The organism is Bacillus sp. FSL K6-1366, from assembly GCF_037976695.1.
In the GTDB taxonomy this organism is placed as follows: domain Bacteria; phylum Bacillota; class Bacilli; order Bacillales; family Bacillaceae; genus Bacillus; species Bacillus subtilis.
This window is the reverse complement of record NZ_CP150268.1, coordinates 719,893-734,477: the sequence shown is the minus strand read 5'-3', so window position 1 is coordinate 734,477 and position 14,585 is coordinate 719,893. Positions and strand designations below refer to the sequence as shown.

Here is a 14,585-nt window from a genome sequence, read left to right as displayed (position 1 = left end):
GAAGAAAAAATGGAGAAAGAAAAACGATTAACGAAAAAAGAAATTTTTAGCATGTTTATTCGTTCAAATTTTTTACTCGGTTCCTTTAACTTCGAACGTGTGCAGGCAATGGGATATTGCTATGTCATGATACCGGCGATCAAAAAATTGTACGGTCCCGGAGCGAAAAGAAACGAAGCCTTGCAGCGGCATTTGGAATGGTTTAATACACATCCGTGGCTGACAGCGCCTATATTTGGCGTGACGGCAGCCATGGAAGAAGAAATGGCGAACAATAAAGGAATTGACGGAAAAGCGATAAGCGGAATGAAAATTGGTTTGATGGGACCAATAGCGGGCGTAGGCGACCCAATTTTCTGGGGAACGATTCGTCCTGTCTTAGCTGCGCTAGGAGCCTCCCTTGCTTTAGGAGGAAACATTGCCGGCCCTTTGCTATTCTTTTTCTTGCTGAATGCCATAAGATTAAGCACAAAATATTATGGATTAAAGTATGGCTATGTGAAAGGAATGGAGATTCTTCAGGATTTAGCTGGTAATCGCATTCAAAAGCTTACAGAGGGCGCTTCGATTCTCGGGTTATTTGTTATGGGGGCTCTCGTGTCCAAATGGACCACCATCAACATTCCAATCGTTGTATCCAGGATTAAGGATGAAAGCGGAAAAGTAGATGTTCAAACGGTACAAAACGTGCTAGATAGCATTATGCCGGGGGCGCTGCCTCTCGGATTAACGTTATTGGTGGCATGGATGCTTCGCAAAGGGGTGAATCCACTTCTCATTATTTGCGGCATCTTTGTCATCGGGATTCTCGGGTATTGGGCTGGATTCTTAGCATAAGGTGTGTGAAGGAAAGAGAGAGAAACTGCAGCAGTCTTTTCATATATAAATCATTCGGATAACAGTGAAACAGAGGAGAATTGCCAGAAACGGACCAGCTTGCGCAGCAGTCTCTCTTGAAAGTGTTCAAACATGAAGAGAGGAGCGAAGGAACAAATGAAAAAGAGACTGATTCAAGTCATGATCATGTTCACCCTGCTGTTGACTATGGCATTTTCGGCAGATGCAGCCGATTCAAGCTACTATGATGAGGATTACCGTCCTCAATATCACTTCACACCGGAGGCAAACTGGATGAATGACCCAAACGGAATGGTATATTATGCTGGGGAATATCACTTGTTCTATCAATACCATCCATACGGGCTTCAGTGGGGGCCCATGCATTGGGGGCATGCCGTCAGCAAAGATTTGGTTACATGGGAACACCTTCCTGTTGCGCTGTATCCGGATGAAAAAGGCACGATCTTTTCTGGAAGCGCAGTTGTAGATAAAAATAACACAAGCGGTTTTCAAACAGGCAAAGAGAAGCCGCTTGTGGCCATTTATACACAGGATCGGGAAGGCCATCAAGTGCAAAGTATTGCCTATAGCAACGACAAAGGAAGAACATGGACGAAGTACGCTGGCAACCCTGTCATTCCAAACCCGGGTAAAAAAGATTTTCGCGATCCAAAAGTCTTTTGGTATGAGAAAGAAAAAAAGTGGGTGATGGTGCTTGCGGCCGGTGACCGAATCCTCATTTATACATCAAAAAATCTGAAGCAGTGGACGTATGCAAGTGAATTTGGACAGGATCAAGGAAGCCACGGGGGAGTATGGGAATGCCCGGATTTATTTGAGCTTCCGGTAGACGGCAATCCGAATCAAAAGAAATGGGTCATGCAGGTCAGTGTCGGAAACGGAGCGGTCTCGGGAGGATCAGGCATGCAATATTTTGTAGGGGACTTTGATGGAACTCATTTTAAAAATGAAAACCCGCCAAACAAAGTTCTCTGGACGGATTACGGCAGAGACTTTTATGCGGCTGTATCCTGGTCTGATATTCCATCCACAGACAGCCGCCGGCTATGGTTAGGGTGGATGAGCAATTGGCAATATGCGAATGATGTTCCGACATCCCCATGGAGAAGTGCAACGTCCATTCCAAGAGAGTTAAAATTGAAAGCGTTTACCGAAGGGGTTAGAGTGGTCCAAACACCAGTGAAAGAGCTGGAAACCATTCGCGGAACCTCTAAGAAGTGGAAGAATCTGACCATATCGCCTGCAAGTCATAATGTGTTAGCGGGGCAATCTGGAGATGCCTATGAAATAAATGCAGAATTTAAAGTAAGCCCTGGTTCAGCTGCTGAATTTGGTTTTAAGGTCCGAACAGGTGAAAATCAATTTACGAAGGTCGGCTATGACCGAAGGAACGCCAAATTGTTCGTTGACCGGAGCGAGTCAGGCAACGACACCTTTAATCCGGCCTTTAACACCGGAAAAGAAACAGCCCCGTTGAAGCCGGTAAATGGGAAGGTTAAGTTGCGCATTTTTGTTGACCGCTCCTCGGTTGAAGTATTTGGGAATGACGGAAAGCAGGTCATAACGGATATTATTCTCCCAGACCGATCAAGCAAAGGGCTTGAATTATATGCTGCAAAGGGCGGTGTAAAGGTAAAATCTTTAACCATACACCCTTTAAAAAAGGTATGGGAAACGTCACCTTTTATGTCCAATATGACTGGCTGGACGACTGTAAATGGCACATGGGCCGACACAATTGAGGGGAAACAAGGGAGGTCGGACGGAGATTCCTTTATCTTGTCTTCAGCATCCGGGTCAGACTTCACTTATGAATCTGATATCACCATTAAGGATGGAAACGGAAGAGGGGCAGGAGCACTAATGTTTCGCTCTGACAAAGATGCCAAAAACGGTTACCTTGCCAATGTGGATGCGAAGCATGATCTAGTGAAATTCTTTAAATTTGAGAACGGTGCTGCTTCTGTCATTGCTGAATACAAAACACCGATAGACGTTAATAAAAAGTATCATCTGAAAACAGAGGCCGAGGGCGATCGCTTTAAAATCTATTTAGATGATCGTCTTGTGATTGATGCACATGATTCCGCATTTTCAGAAGGCCAATTTGGCTTGAATGTGTGGGACGCGACTGCTGTCTTTCAGAATGTAACGAAGGAGTCTTAATTTTAAAAAAGGCACAGACCTGAACAGTCTGTGCCTTCTCGTTTTATTTTAACAAATTTAATGATTCGCGGTTAAATGCTTCCAAATCATCAGGTGTTCTGCTTGTGACAATGTTATGGCTGACGACTACTTCTGCATCTTTGTAGTTTGCACCGGCATTGATTAAATCTTTGCGGATGCTGCGGTAGCCTGTGATATCTTTGCCTTTTAGAAGATCCGTATCAATCAGTACTTGCGGGCCGTGGCAAATTGCGAAAACAGGTTTTTTGTTTTCGACAAATGCTTTTGCGAATTCACCCGGACGGTCATCTGCACGAAGCAAATCCGGAGAGAATCCTCCAGGAATTAGAAGTGCATCAAAGTCACTTGCATCCACATCAGAGATGGCTTTGTCAATCTTTACTTTCTCGCCATGTTTACCGGTGACTTCTTTGCCGGCTTCCAAATCGATAGCCACAACACTGTAGCCTGCTTCTTCATATGCTTTTACCGGACTTGTATATTCGATGTCTTCGAATTGGTCTGTAACAAGAACTGCAATTTTTTTGCTCATAAATACCCTCCTAATAACTCTCTATTCATAGAATAACAGGAAGATTGACCGGCCTTCAAAATATTTGCTTAAGGAGATCATTTTTCGTGAGTTTCAATAAAAGCGGCAGCCCATATAAGGACTAACCTATTACAATGTGGAAATATCAATCACAAATCGATAACGGACATCGCTTCGGAGGATACGTTCGTATGCTTCGTCCACTTGGTCAGCTCCGATGACTTCGATTTTAGGTTCGATGCCATGCTCAGCTGCGAAATCCAGCATCTCTTGAGTTTCTTGAATTCCGCCGACTAGAGAACCTGCAATGCTGCGGCGCCCCATGATTAGGGAAAACACACTGTATGTGTCCGGCTTGGCAGGAGCTCCAACGTTTACAAGTGTCCCGTCTATACGAAGCATTGATAAATAGGCATCTACATCGAGATTTGCCGATACCGTATTTAAGATCACGTCAAAACGCCCGGCCAATGCAGTGAATGTAGCTGGGTCACTTGTTGCAAAGTAATGATTTGCACCGAGTTCCAGAGCTTCCTCTTTCTTATTCATGGAACGGCTCAGAACGGTTACCTCTGCACCCATCGCATGTGCAAATTGAATCGCCAAATGTCCAAGGCCACCCACGCCTACAATCGCAACTTTTTTACCAGGGCCAACATTCCAGTGTTTCAGCGGGGAATACGTGGTGATACCTGCACACAACAGCGGACTGGCAACATCCATTTCCAAACGATCTGGTATGCGAACAACAAATCTGTCAGTGACAACGATTTTTTGGCTGTACCCGCCATAAGTGGGGTTTCCGTCGTAGTCTACTGAGTTATACGTTTGAACAACACCCTTCGTGCAGAATTGTTCCTCTCCGTTGAGACAGTATTCGCATTCTCCGCAAGAGTCAACAAAACAGCCGACACCAACGCGGTCTCCGACAGCAAACTTGGTGACTTCTGCTCCAACGGCTGTTACGACACCGGCTATTTCATGTCCAGGCACCATTGGGAAGATGCCACCGCCCCATTCATCAAAAGCGCTATGAATGTCTGAATGGCAAATACCGCTGAATTTAATATCGATTAAGACATCGTGCGGCCGTAATCCTCTTCGCTCAATCGTCGTTTGTTCAAATTTGGCTTTTGCATGTGACACGCTTAATACACGGGTTTGATGTTGATTACACATATGAACCTATCCTTTCTTCATCATAAGTGTTGTAAATAAAAACATGCACTTATTTATGTTTTATGGTGTCTTCAACATAACGATAAACCTTAAAGTCTGCTTTAAGGCAAGGGTTTTTTAAAAAAACCATTTAAAATGAACCTGATTTATAAGCTGAGAAACAGTCAGTAATTAATGCAGAAACTGTAATCATGCTGCGATCCCGGGATGAAAGTTCTTCTTCTCTTGTCCAAATGTCACCGAATAGAACATCATCATGAAGTTCAGCAAACTTTGGCGCAAATTCTCCTAATTGTTCTCTTCCGGCAGTGTGTTTATTTGCCATTCAGCAATCCCTCCAACTACACTGTTTTTAGTGCATGGAGAAGTATAGAGTTTAAAGTGTGCTTTAAGGCAAGTCCCGAATATATAAACCCAGATTCAGCAGCTAACCACTTGTTTTGAGCTTGACTTAAAGTTAACTTTAAGTGTTACCTTCACAACATACAGGATAGAGAGGTGAAGATCATGAATATTGCTCAGGTGGCAAAGCAGTTTGGCCTGACAGCCGCAACACTCCGATATTACGAACGTGTAGGATTAATCCCGCCTGTAAAACGAAAAGACAGTGGCATTCGCGACTATGATGAAGAAGATATCAAATGGATTGAATTCATTAAATGCATGCGAAATGCGGGACTATCGATAGAAGCGCTAATTGAATATACAACATTATTTACCGAAGGTGACCGTACAGTAGAAGCTCGAAAAAATATCCTGGCTGACGAACGACAGCGGCTGATAGAGAAGCGGAAAGAAATTGATGAAACAATTAAAAGATTAGACACAAAAATTAAAGATTATGATGGGAAATTGCGCGAAAACGAGGCAAAGCTCAAAAGCAGGCCTAAAACGGAAAGTCTTCACGGATCAGTGGAGCAAAGAAGGTAGCATTCTTTGCGTGTGAAGAGGGCAGGTCAAAAACGAAGGATTTTGTTTCTGGCCTGTTTTCTCCATCAAGAGATCGCATAAAAAGAGGTGGTTACGATTCCTTATTTGGATTGGAGAATTTGCAAACATTATCGGAGATCAGATGGAGAAAAGCGGTTAATCTATTTACGGTCATAGGACCCGAACAAACAGTGCTCATTTTGAAGCTGAGGAACAGTTGTGGCCAATCAATACTGTTCCTCAGCAAATCAGTCATTGTATGTTAAAGGGTTGGCAATTGAATGGCTGTATCAATATTTTTTAAATTCAGCTTGACTTGTTCGTCAGGGTTCCAAGGATGGTACCAGCCTTTCTCCATCATATAGTTTGAGAGTTGTTCGTGCATATCGAGTGCTTCTTCCAAATGGCGGATAAGGACCTCTTTTACTTCAGGTGTTCCGGCTTCAGTGGCTGCCATCGCATAATTTCTGACTCCGTTTTTTGCTGAAATTAATAAGTCCATAGCAATGATTTGGTCTGTTAGAACATTCATGCCAGTCAGATATTCTATGATAGGATTCATGATTTATTCATCTCCTCATTCGTGCTTTGCATTAGATAAAATAGAGGCAAATTCCTGCAGCTGGCGTGTGGTGATATCAACATCTTGCTGCATGATTTCTTTCAGCTTCGGATCAGATACCAGTGCTTTCATTGTTTTAGATTTCGTCAAACAAAGTGTCTTAAATGCAGTCATTTCCTGAACCTCAAGCACTTCGTGTAAGGCGTATTCCATTTCTGTAACCTCCGTTTTTAAGGCTTTAACACAACTTTGATACAATCATCCATTTTTGAATCAAAAATGTCATAGCCATGCTTGGCTTCACTAAGCGGCAGGACATGGCTGACAACATCTCCCGGATCAATTTTGCCTGTCGATACTAGTTCAAACATGTACGGCATATAGTGGATCACTGGAGCCTGTCCAGAGCGTATATTGACGTTTCGCTGCATAATATCTCCTAACGGAAAACCGTTATATCTGCCTCCGTACACACCTGTAATTTGTATGGTTCCTCCTTTGCGAACAGCTTGGGAAGCAATGACCAATGCACTCATCGTTCCACCATGAAGCTTTAAGCCGCTGGCAAGGAACTCGAGATCGCTCATTTTACCATCCATCCCAACAGCGTCAATGACTACATCCGCTCCGCCTTTCGTGATTTCCTTTAAATAATTCCCTGTATTCTCATGGTCTTCAAAATTAACGATTTCTACTTTGTTTGTACGTTTCGCATGCTGTAAGCGATAGTTTACATAGTCAACTGCTATGACTCGTTTTGCGCCTTTTAGCCAACAAAACTTTTGAGCAAACAGGCCGACTGGTCCGCAGCCGAGAACGATAACTGTATCGCCTTTTTTTACGCCGGCATTATCCACACTCCAAAAGCCGGTGGTCATGGCATCGGCAATCACGCTTAATTTCTCATCGGGTTCCTCACAAGATTCAGGGATTTTAAAATGGGTAAAATTCGCAAACGGCACTCTTAAATATTCAGCTTGCCCGCCTGGATAACCGCCAGTTTGCCCTGAATAGCCGAAATAAGCACCCATTTCCCCATTGTCATTAGACTGATCACATTGGCTTTCCAGCTGGTTTTTACAAAAAAAGCATTCCCCGCATGCTATATTAAAGGGAATAATTACCCGATCTCCCTTTTTTAGTTTAGTCACCCCAGAACCAACTTCTTCGACGATTCCCATCGGTTCATGGCCGATGACATAGTCTTCTTGCATATTCGGAATGAATCCATGGATTAAATGTAAATCTGATCCGCAAATGGCTGTACTGGTGACTTTGATAATCATGTCATCGGATTTTTCAATCTTTGGATCGGGGACATCTTTGACAACAACATTTTTAATGCCTTGATACGTTACTGCCTTCATGCTGTAAAACCTCCAGTGTTAGTGTTCATCAGGTGTCCGGTCAAACATCCCTTTACGATTTGTTTCATCAGGAAAGAGATTCATATTGCCGACCATGATCGTGTTTTTTGCAGAGAGCTGATCCAGCTTATACTGTTCGCTCAGCTCATATGGATGGAACCATTTTTTGCTGATCATCAGTTCCGTAATCTCTTGGTGCATTGCAATTCCTTGCATCAGCTGTTTCCGCAGCAAGGCCCTTACATCTGGTGAAGCGGTTTCTGTCAAAGCTACAGCAGTATTCCTTACGCCTTCCTTAGCTCGTATAACAAAATCCATCGCGAATGTAGTGTCTGCTAGTTCAGGCACATTCAGCGAATTAATGGGGTCTAAATGATCATTATTCAAAGAGGCTTACCTTCCTTTCAATTGATGATTGGCGTTGGGCGGCTTTGAGGGACAGGGGCCTGAAATGAGGCACGCTCATAAACCGCTTGTAATTCAGTAAGGTCTTGAATGGATTGCTGTACATCTTTTTGCATCAAGTCCTTCAGTTCTTGGTCAAACACAAGTCCTTGCATTAACTTTGATTTCGCTATACAAAGTGTTTTAAAGTTCACGATTTCATGTAAGTCAACAGCCTCGTGAGCTGCCAATGTTTGATGATCCATATTGATGTAACCTCCTTTATCAACGTTACATTTCCCGAAATGAAGTTGAAGCATACAGAAAATACACTCGGTATCATTTTTTGTTTTAAGAATCGCTGTTTTTGCTCGTTAGCGTACATTTCTTATGACATGGAATAAACTGCACTTAAATCTGAAATAAAGGTGAAGTATGGAAATTTATTTATGGAAACTTGACATAGTGCTGTCAGGTTTCCTTTTGTATCATTAAATTGGATGACCAGTAAAAAGTATGGTTTTATAGGAGGCACTCGATATGAAGCTGTTGCAAATTAGACTGTTGGTGAATGATTTTAAGAAAAGCGTGGAGTTTTACAAAGATTCATTAGGACTTCCAATAAGTTGGTTAGAGAATGAAATGGAATATGCACTCTTTGATAATGGGGAAACGAAAATAGAGCTTTTATCTCGTGAAACGATGGCTGAAATCGTTGGAGAGGAAAAAAATCGTTGGAAGGAGAAGCTCAATCAAAATTTTTGCTTCAGTTTAAGGTAGAAGATGTTGATAAAACATATGACGATTTACACGAAAAAGGAGTTAAATGTGTGAATAAACCGCATGATCGCAAGGAATGGAGTGCCCGAGTTGCTCACTTCAGAGATCCAGATCATAATCTGATTGAAATATATAAAATGTTATGATTTTTCGACTCGCAAAATCATAGAATATAACGTTTGATAACGTACCTAATCATTTTTATACGCCCTGGTAAAAGAAAGCAAAGTCATAATAGGTTGCGGACACTGAACTTGCAGCATTTACGCTGATTTGTTTGGTGTCCGTTTTTGATTGGTGAAAAAGGTGGAGTATCTATGAATCGAGAAGAAGCGTGGATACAAGGCAGAAGTACACTGATTGAGTTAATTGGTGGACACGAAACCGCTTGATCCATGTCCTTTTTCCTGATTGTCAATCGTGATTACCGACTGGACAAATGCCAAATGTAACACACCATCAATATCAAGCCTGACTACCATTTATTTTGTATCCTTAATTGTCGAAAACATAGGAATAATTCCACTTTTGAAAGATCTAGTTTATGGTACATTGATAAATATATGGGAGGGGAGGGGGCATGGTATCTGAAAGTAAATCCTTAACTGGATGTAAGAAAGTCAAACGTACGGCATTTATAAGGGGAGGGTATAAGGTGAATAAGCTAAAGAGGCTAAGTATGCTAACGGTGATGATTGCATCTGTGTTCATTTTTTCTAGCCATGCACTTGCAGCTCAGTATTATACGGTTTCAACAAGCAGCGGTGCTCCTGTCAATATGCGCAGCGGCCCAGGTACAAGTTGGGGAATTGTAACGACCATTCCGAGCGGAACCCGCATCCCGATCTATTGCTACAAAACCGGTACAACTGTAACTGGAAAGTATGGAACGAGTAATATTTGGAATTACACAGAGCGGACGCTTGCCAGCGGGGAGATCGTTCCTGGATTTGTCTCTGATACATATATGTATACAGGCTCAGACGGTCCGGTTGTTCCTAAATGCAGCTGGTAGCCTATGTTCTATCGTTTTTTAAAATGAAGGAATTGAAGAAAGAGGGATGACATTGACTAAACTGAAAATGCTGAGTATGTTAACCGTTATGATTGCATCATTATTTATTTTTTCCAGTCAGGCACTTGCCGTTCAGTACTTTACTGTCTCAACAAGCAGCGGTGCTCCTGTCAATATGCGCAGCGGTCCTGGTACAAATTATCCTATTATGCTTTCCATTCCGAGCGGCTCCCGTGTTCCTTATTATTGTTATGCTTATGGAACGACTGTTACAGGGAAGTATGGAACGAGTAATATCTGGGACCAAATCCAGTGGAAAGATTCCCGGGGTGTCGTGAATATTGGATATGTGTCTGACACATATGTGTACACAGGTTCAGACGGCCCTGTCGGTTACAAATGCAATTAGCTAAATACTCCGTACAATAGAATCTCTTCTTAAGGGCCTATCTAGGACGAACCATACCAACAACAATAGTTGGTATGGTTTTTGCTGCGATGAAGTCTTCCATACCTGCATTTGTGGTGATTTTCAAAAGAGATTCATGATGTTAGACACTGGTTGTTGTTGAGGACAAAATAACGAGCCGCTTTAGAGTTGTATCTAATGGTATAAATACGGAATTAAGATAGGAAATAATCAATAGGAGAACGTAATGTACAAACCTATTTTTCGATGAAATCCCTAATATCACTTTGGTTAGAGATCTCACATTGCGTTCTTGTTAGTGAAAAGTTCTTTTTACGCTTCGTGAAATCTTCTCCAATTCCATAGTTAGTTTTATCTTTCCTATTATGAAAATTTTAATCAATCCTTAACACGTATGTTTCTTTTCTTTTTCTAACATGTCGTGTAACCTCTCAGAAAATTCTTTATGGTATATTGTGTACCCCGTATGATTTCCGGGGAATTCAACCAATTCTGTTTTCAATTGTTCCGCTAGGGCGTTCGCGCAACGATAAGGAAAAAGCTCCCGAGAAGCACTTCCGCCAGCTGGGAGTATCTTCATCGGTGAAGATGTAAACACAGTTTTTAATGCTTCGAAATCTAATGTATAGCTGAGAATTCCTTGAATTTCATACTCAGTGAAATACGTTGAATTGCCGAGAAGCCGCTTTGTCAGCACTGCCTTTGATTGTTCGTCTGTCTCTAATCTTGACATTAACTTAATGACTTCACTTCGGTGATTTTTCTTAAGGTCTTCCATGAATTGCTCGGCTTGTTTCAGCTCATTTCCATGCAGAAGCTGCAATAAGATTGGTTCGTGTGAGATCATGACATGTACTTGTTCGGGATGGCGTATGCACAGATCAAGCCCGATAACAGCCCCGGAGCTGCTTCCAAATATGTATGCCGGTTTATTGGTGATTTTGGCTAGAAGACGGTGAGCATCGTCACTGTGTGTTTCCACACGGTAATCCTCAATCTGATTGGCGAGATTGCTGCGGGAATGGCCGCGGCGATCGTAAGTAACAACCGTGTACCAGTTAGCCAGATGATTGGCAACATGATGGAACTTGTCGGCATCACCGCCTCCGCCGTGGACCAAAAGAATGATTGGACCTGAGCCACGCACCTGATAGTGGATGTTCGCGCCGGGTACTTGCAACGTTCCATTGTTTATCGTCATTTGTAGGACCTTCCTTTCTTCTCATCTCCCTTAACTTTACACAATTGGCCAATGGTATCATATGCAGGAAATAACTAAGAAACAAACTCGCCATATAAAAAGCACTGATTATTTTTTATCAGTGCTTCCGTTTTGTTTATTTAGAGTAGACAATTTTTTTTATTGTTTCAATAGAGAGGTGATATTCATCAGATAATTGATGAATGGTTTTGCCGTTTTTAAATGCTTTTTTAATAGAAGCGTTTCTGTCATCGATCAGCTTTCTTGTTCCTGAACACGCACCCCATTTTTGATGAGAGGATTCAGGTTTAGGGATATATATTGTTTTTCCTTGAACATACTTTTGAATTTCCGATATCAGCTTTTCAGGTAAAATAGCGGTTGCTTTTACATATGCCATTTCTGCCAGCTCCTTATTTTTTATGTCAAATAAGGTGCAAAGCCACTATATCAGAAAAGCTTACTTGGGCGATCTTTTAGAAAGTCTACCCCATGCAAAGTATCGCCTTCCCAATAGTAGGCTTTGCATGGGACGTTGCGGAATCTGGCATTCTCATCTTGTTTGCCATTTACATCACCTCCCTAACGATTTTCGATGATCACTTCCATTATAAAATAGAGTAAAGCCTTATGGCATCTTGTTAATGAAAGTTGAAGCAGTATGAAAATCAAGGGACCTTCCCAGTGAGAGGGGCTAAGGCTGATTGGCAATGAATAGAGTAAGATTCAAGCTATATTACTTTAGATTCAAAATATTGACAAATTGATGTATTTTCAACAATAGGGCAGTTTCTTCATGTATACTGAGTCTGTATTTACAATATTTAGAAAGGGGAAGTAAAATGAAAATCAGTATGCAAAAAGCAGATTTTTGGAAAAAGACAGCGATCTCATTACTTGTTTTCACCATGTTTTTTACCCTGATGATGAGCGAAACGGTTTTTGCGGCGGGACTGAATAAAGATCAAAAGCGCCGGGCGGAACAGCTGACAAGTATCTTTGAAAACGGCACAACGGAGATCCAATATGGATATGTAGAGCGATTGGATGACGGGCGAGGCTATACATGCGGACGGGCAGGCTTTACAACGGCTACCGGGGATGCATTGGAAGTAGTGGAAGTATACACAAAGGCAGTTCCGAATAACAAACTGAAAAAGTATCTGCCTGAATTGCGCCGTCTGGCCAAGGAAGAAAGCGATGATACAAGCAATCTCAAGGGATTCGCTTCTGCCTGGAAGTCGCTTGCAAATGATAAGGAATTTCGCGCCGCTCAAGACAAAGTAAATGACCATTTGTATTATCAGCCTGCCATGAAACGATCGGATAATGCCGGACTAAAAACAGCATTGGCTAGAGCTGTGATGTACGATACGGTTATTCAGCATGGCGATGGTGATGACCCTGACTCTTTTTATGCCTTGATTAAACGTACGAACAAAAAAGCGGGCGGATCACCTAAAGACGGAATAGACGAGAAGAAGTGGTTGAATAAATTCTTGGACGTACGCTATGACGATCTGATGAATCCGGCCAATCATGACACCCGTGACGAATGGAGAGAATCAGTTGCCCGTGTGGACGTGCTTCGCTCTATCGCCAAGGAGAACAACTATAATCTAAACGGACCGATTCATGTTCGTTCAAACGAGTACGGTAATTTTGTAATCAAATAAGCAGTGAGGAAAAGAAATCGCTGCAGATGAACTCAATCTAAAAGATACCAATGATATTGGTATCTTTTTATTTGCAGTAAAAAGTATTCAATTTTCTCTAATGATTATGTCATGCTTGAGGCAGATACATGAAAGGACCTTGGCGATTTCATAAAAAACAATATAGAGGCTTTCCTAAAGCCATGCAAGATTACAATGGATCTGTGCAAGAAGGCGCATTCAATCCATCTATTAACGATGGAAAGGGGGAGGCTTTTTGCACAGTCCATCTACATCATTTGATAGTCTCCATGCGTATAAACTGTTCCGTCCATAATACGTCGTGCGGTACGGACGATCTTTATACCAGTGGACTCCACCATTGTTTCAATAATACCAGAAGAATGAGCTAGCCGAACCTTTGTAGAGTGGTTTTTTGCTATTCTTGCAGGGATTGCACCTTCCACTGAAAGGGCTCTTGTTGTACATATCGCTCCAGTGACAGCCAGTGCTTGATGTGGCTTTTGCATGGACATCATCCTGATGTGTAAGTCCATCTCAACGCTTGAATGCCAAGCACCTGTACTATCCTTATATTTCTCTGGTTTTGCTACTATAGCCAGTTTGGGGACAGCCGGCGATAACTTTGTAGCTGAAAATCGACTGGCAAAGCCGCATTTCTCTGCCGCAATGGATCTTAATTCTTCAAATTGAGCCAACTGTAGATCAGTAAATTCTTCTGCAAGTTCCGTTCCCTCCAGGCCGATACTGCTCGCTTCCACAAAAACTAATGGATTTGCATAGTCGATAATAGACACCTCTATTTGGCCTTGACTTGTATCTAAAAACTCCGAACTATTTCCAGTAGGCAATAAATGACCGGTAACTGAACCAGCGGCATCATGAAAGTTTAAATAGATTGGAGATCCAGATCCAGGTACTCCAGATATCGTAACATCTCCGTCATATTTGACCTGACCGTCTTCCACTTCCACTTCCGCAATGATCATTTTATTCGTATTGGTATTCAGTATCCTTACCGCAGTCATTGGTTCTTTCGCTTTTACAAGTCCTTCTTCAATAGCGAATGGACCAACAGCAGCGGAGATATTTCCGCAGTTCCCCTTAAAGTCCACCTTTTCTTCCGAAATGCTGACTTGACCGAAAGTATAGTGAACATCAATATCCGAAGTATATGCTTTCTTTATTATTGCCACTTTACTAGTAAGGGAATTACCGCCACCCAAACCATCTATTTGTCTTTTATCAGGACTTCCCATGACATCAAGCAAAAAGGGCTCCCATTCGTTTTTATTGTTAGGCATGGCTGATTCATGGAAAAAAACGCCTTTGCTTGTTCCGCCTCTCATGATTGTTACATTCGTCTTGACCATCGTCATCATCCTCATCTTAAAGGTAGTATTTTTTATGTTTTTTAGTGTAGAAGGTAAAAAGATGAAAATAAAATATAAATTTTCTTAATATTCAATAAAAAACTTTTA

At 42.0% G+C, this 14,585-nt stretch carries 19 protein-coding genes and 1 pseudogene; 9 read left to right on the top strand and 11 right to left on the bottom strand.

What is annotated here, in order from left to right:
* Positions 1 to 9 precede the first annotated feature (9 nt).
* The 3 genes from levG (at position 10) to sacC (ending at position 3,027) form a co-directional block, all read left to right on the top strand.
* The gene (gene levG / locus MHI44_RS04055; RefSeq protein ID WP_003229834.1) at positions 10 to 837 is read left to right on the top strand and encodes a PTS fructose transporter subunit IID; all 828 of its coding nucleotides are present in this window, start codon (positions 10 to 12) and stop codon (positions 835 to 837) included.
* Between the two features lie 80 nt (positions 838 to 917).
* Positions 918 to 1,085: a hypothetical protein gene (locus MHI44_RS04050; RefSeq protein WP_119123072.1), complete on the top strand. Its 168-nt coding sequence runs from the start codon at positions 918 to 920 to the stop codon at positions 1,083 to 1,085.
* Entirely contained in the window at positions 1,018 to 3,027 is a 2,010-nt protein-coding gene (gene sacC / locus MHI44_RS04045) for a levanase (protein ID WP_339203516.1), read from the top strand. The genes MHI44_RS04050 and sacC overlap by 68 nt, the downstream gene beginning before the upstream one ends.
* Positions 3,028 to 3,070: 43 nt before the next feature.
* Here sacC and yraA read toward each other — a convergent pair whose 3' ends face one another.
* The 3 genes from yraA to MHI44_RS04030 all read right to left on the bottom strand — a co-directional run bounded on the left by yraA (position 3,071) and on the right by MHI44_RS04030 (position 5,084).
* Positions 3,071 to 3,580: a cysteine protease YraA gene (yraA, locus tag MHI44_RS04040; protein ID WP_003229836.1), complete on the bottom strand. Its 510-nt coding sequence runs from the start codon at positions 3,578 to 3,580 to the stop codon at positions 3,071 to 3,073.
* 129 nt (positions 3,581 to 3,709) lie between these two features.
* Complete coding sequence (gene adhA / locus MHI44_RS04035; RefSeq protein ID WP_014480388.1) at positions 3,710 to 4,759, bottom strand: formaldehyde dehydrogenase AdhA; 1,050 nt, start codon at positions 4,757 to 4,759, stop codon at positions 3,710 to 3,712.
* A gap of 130 nt (positions 4,760 to 4,889) precedes the next feature.
* Positions 4,890 to 5,084, bottom strand: a complete 195-nt coding sequence (locus MHI44_RS04030; RefSeq protein WP_256682903.1) for a carboxymuconolactone decarboxylase family protein — start codon at positions 5,082 to 5,084, stop codon at positions 4,890 to 4,892.
* Between the two features lie 182 nt (positions 5,085 to 5,266).
* On the opposite strand from MHI44_RS04030, the gene adhR reads away from it, so the two are divergent.
* Positions 5,267 to 5,689 (top strand): aldehyde stress transcriptional regulator AdhR, encoded by a 423-nt coding sequence (adhR, locus tag MHI44_RS04025; protein WP_004398725.1) that lies wholly within the window; start codon positions 5,267 to 5,269, stop codon positions 5,687 to 5,689.
* A 262-nt stretch (positions 5,690 to 5,951) separates the two neighbouring features.
* Here the strand turns inward: adhR and MHI44_RS04020 are convergent, their stop codons facing one another.
* The 5 genes from MHI44_RS04020 to MHI44_RS04000 are packed head-to-tail and all read right to left on the bottom strand — an operon-like array spanning position 5,952 to position 8,268.
* Complete coding sequence (locus tag MHI44_RS04020; protein WP_080529600.1) at positions 5,952 to 6,251, bottom strand: spore coat protein; 300 nt, start codon at positions 6,249 to 6,251, stop codon at positions 5,952 to 5,954.
* Positions 6,252 to 6,266: 15 nt separating this feature from the next.
* The gene (locus MHI44_RS04015; RefSeq protein ID WP_014480384.1) at positions 6,267 to 6,464 is read right to left on the bottom strand and encodes a hypothetical protein; all 198 of its coding nucleotides are present in this window, start codon (positions 6,462 to 6,464) and stop codon (positions 6,267 to 6,269) included.
* A gap of 17 nt (positions 6,465 to 6,481) precedes the next feature.
* Positions 6,482 to 7,618, bottom strand: a complete 1,137-nt coding sequence (locus MHI44_RS04010; protein ID WP_003229843.1) for a zinc-dependent alcohol dehydrogenase — start codon at positions 7,616 to 7,618, stop codon at positions 6,482 to 6,484.
* Between the two features lie 18 nt (positions 7,619 to 7,636).
* Positions 7,637 to 8,005, bottom strand: coding sequence for a spore coat protein (locus MHI44_RS04005; RefSeq protein WP_041333484.1), 369 nt, complete (start codon positions 8,003 to 8,005; stop codon positions 7,637 to 7,639).
* 17 nt (positions 8,006 to 8,022) lie between these two features.
* Positions 8,023 to 8,268: a hypothetical protein gene (locus MHI44_RS04000; protein ID WP_014477469.1), complete on the bottom strand. Its 246-nt coding sequence runs from the start codon at positions 8,266 to 8,268 to the stop codon at positions 8,023 to 8,025.
* A 274-nt stretch (positions 8,269 to 8,542) separates the two neighbouring features.
* Here MHI44_RS04000 and MHI44_RS03995 point away from each other — a divergent pair.
* The 4 genes and pseudogenes from MHI44_RS03995 (at position 8,543) to MHI44_RS03980 (ending at position 10,206) form a co-directional block, all read left to right on the top strand.
* Positions 8,543 to 8,928: pseudogene (locus MHI44_RS03995) on the top strand (VOC family protein).
* 144 nt (positions 8,929 to 9,072) lie between these two features.
* Complete coding sequence (locus tag MHI44_RS03990; protein ID WP_121572432.1) at positions 9,073 to 9,174, top strand: hypothetical protein; 102 nt, start codon at positions 9,073 to 9,075, stop codon at positions 9,172 to 9,174.
* 263 nt (positions 9,175 to 9,437) lie between these two features.
* Complete coding sequence (locus MHI44_RS03985; RefSeq protein WP_004399021.1) at positions 9,438 to 9,797, top strand: SH3 domain-containing protein; 360 nt, start codon at positions 9,438 to 9,440, stop codon at positions 9,795 to 9,797.
* A gap of 52 nt (positions 9,798 to 9,849) precedes the next feature.
* Complete coding sequence (locus tag MHI44_RS03980; RefSeq protein WP_004398671.1) at positions 9,850 to 10,206, top strand: SH3 domain-containing protein; 357 nt, start codon at positions 9,850 to 9,852, stop codon at positions 10,204 to 10,206.
* 406 nt (positions 10,207 to 10,612) lie between these two features.
* Here the strand turns inward: MHI44_RS03980 and MHI44_RS03975 are convergent, their stop codons facing one another.
* Together MHI44_RS03975 and MHI44_RS03970 are read right to left on the bottom strand one after the other, a co-directional pair.
* A complete protein-coding gene (locus tag MHI44_RS03975) occupies positions 10,613 to 11,428 on the bottom strand; it encodes an alpha/beta hydrolase (protein ID WP_339202941.1) in 816 nt (271 codons plus the stop codon).
* A gap of 136 nt (positions 11,429 to 11,564) precedes the next feature.
* The gene (locus tag MHI44_RS03970) at positions 11,565 to 11,828 is read right to left on the bottom strand and encodes a CD3324 family protein (RefSeq protein WP_003229850.1); all 264 of its coding nucleotides are present in this window, start codon (positions 11,826 to 11,828) and stop codon (positions 11,565 to 11,567) included.
* A 442-nt stretch (positions 11,829 to 12,270) separates the two neighbouring features.
* On the opposite strand from MHI44_RS03970, the gene csn reads away from it, so the two are divergent.
* Entirely contained in the window at positions 12,271 to 13,104 is an 834-nt protein-coding gene (gene csn / locus MHI44_RS03965; protein ID WP_256682900.1) for a chitosanase, read from the top strand.
* A 269-nt stretch (positions 13,105 to 13,373) separates the two neighbouring features.
* On the opposite strand, the gene MHI44_RS03960 is transcribed toward csn, so the two are convergent.
* Positions 13,374 to 14,477 carry a 2-methylaconitate cis-trans isomerase PrpF family protein gene (locus tag MHI44_RS03960; protein ID WP_339202938.1) on the bottom strand — a complete coding sequence of 368 codons (1,104 nt, stop codon included), beginning with the start codon at positions 14,475 to 14,477 and terminating at the stop codon, positions 13,374 to 13,376.
* Positions 14,478 to 14,585: the final 108 nt, after the last annotated feature.

What these genes read in the sequence shown, in the direction of transcription:
- adhA (WP_014480388.1), bottom strand. Translation starts at nt 4,759, where the DNA reads ATGTGTAATCAACATCAAACCCGTGTATTAAGCGTGTCACATGCAAAA.
- MHI44_RS03975 (WP_339202941.1), bottom strand. Translation starts at nt 11,428, where the DNA reads ATGACGATAAACAATGGAACGTTGCAAGTACCCGGCGCGAACATCCAC.
- MHI44_RS03960 (WP_339202938.1), bottom strand. Translation starts at nt 14,477, where the DNA reads ATGGTCAAGACGAATGTAACAATCATGAGAGGCGGAACAAGCAAAGGC.
- adhR (WP_004398725.1), top strand. Translation starts at nt 5,267, where the DNA reads ATGAATATTGCTCAGGTGGCAAAGCAGTTTGGCCTGACAGCCGCAACA.
- MHI44_RS04030 (WP_256682903.1), bottom strand. Translation starts at nt 5,084, where the DNA reads ATGGCAAATAAACACACTGCCGGAAGAGAACAATTAGGAGAATTTGCG.
- MHI44_RS04000 (WP_014477469.1), bottom strand. Translation starts at nt 8,268, where the DNA reads ATGGATCATCAAACATTGGCAGCTCACGAGGCTGTTGACTTACATGAA.
- csn (WP_256682900.1), top strand. Translation starts at nt 12,271, where the DNA reads ATGAAAATCAGTATGCAAAAAGCAGATTTTTGGAAAAAGACAGCGATC.
- MHI44_RS04015 (WP_014480384.1), bottom strand. Translation starts at nt 6,464, where the DNA reads ATGGAATACGCCTTACACGAAGTGCTTGAGGTTCAGGAAATGACTGCA.
- levG (WP_003229834.1), top strand. Translation starts at nt 10, where the DNA reads ATGGAGAAAGAAAAACGATTAACGAAAAAAGAAATTTTTAGCATGTTT.
- sacC (WP_339203516.1), top strand. Translation starts at nt 1,018, where the DNA reads ATGATCATGTTCACCCTGCTGTTGACTATGGCATTTTCGGCAGATGCA.
- MHI44_RS03970 (WP_003229850.1), bottom strand. Translation starts at nt 11,828, where the DNA reads ATGGCATATGTAAAAGCAACCGCTATTTTACCTGAAAAGCTGATATCG.
- MHI44_RS04010 (WP_003229843.1), bottom strand. Translation starts at nt 7,618, where the DNA reads ATGAAGGCAGTAACGTATCAAGGCATTAAAAATGTTGTTGTCAAAGAT.
- MHI44_RS04020 (WP_080529600.1), bottom strand. Translation starts at nt 6,251, where the DNA reads ATGAATCCTATCATAGAATATCTGACTGGCATGAATGTTCTAACAGAC.
- yraA (WP_003229836.1), bottom strand. Translation starts at nt 3,580, where the DNA reads ATGAGCAAAAAAATTGCAGTTCTTGTTACAGACCAATTCGAAGACATC.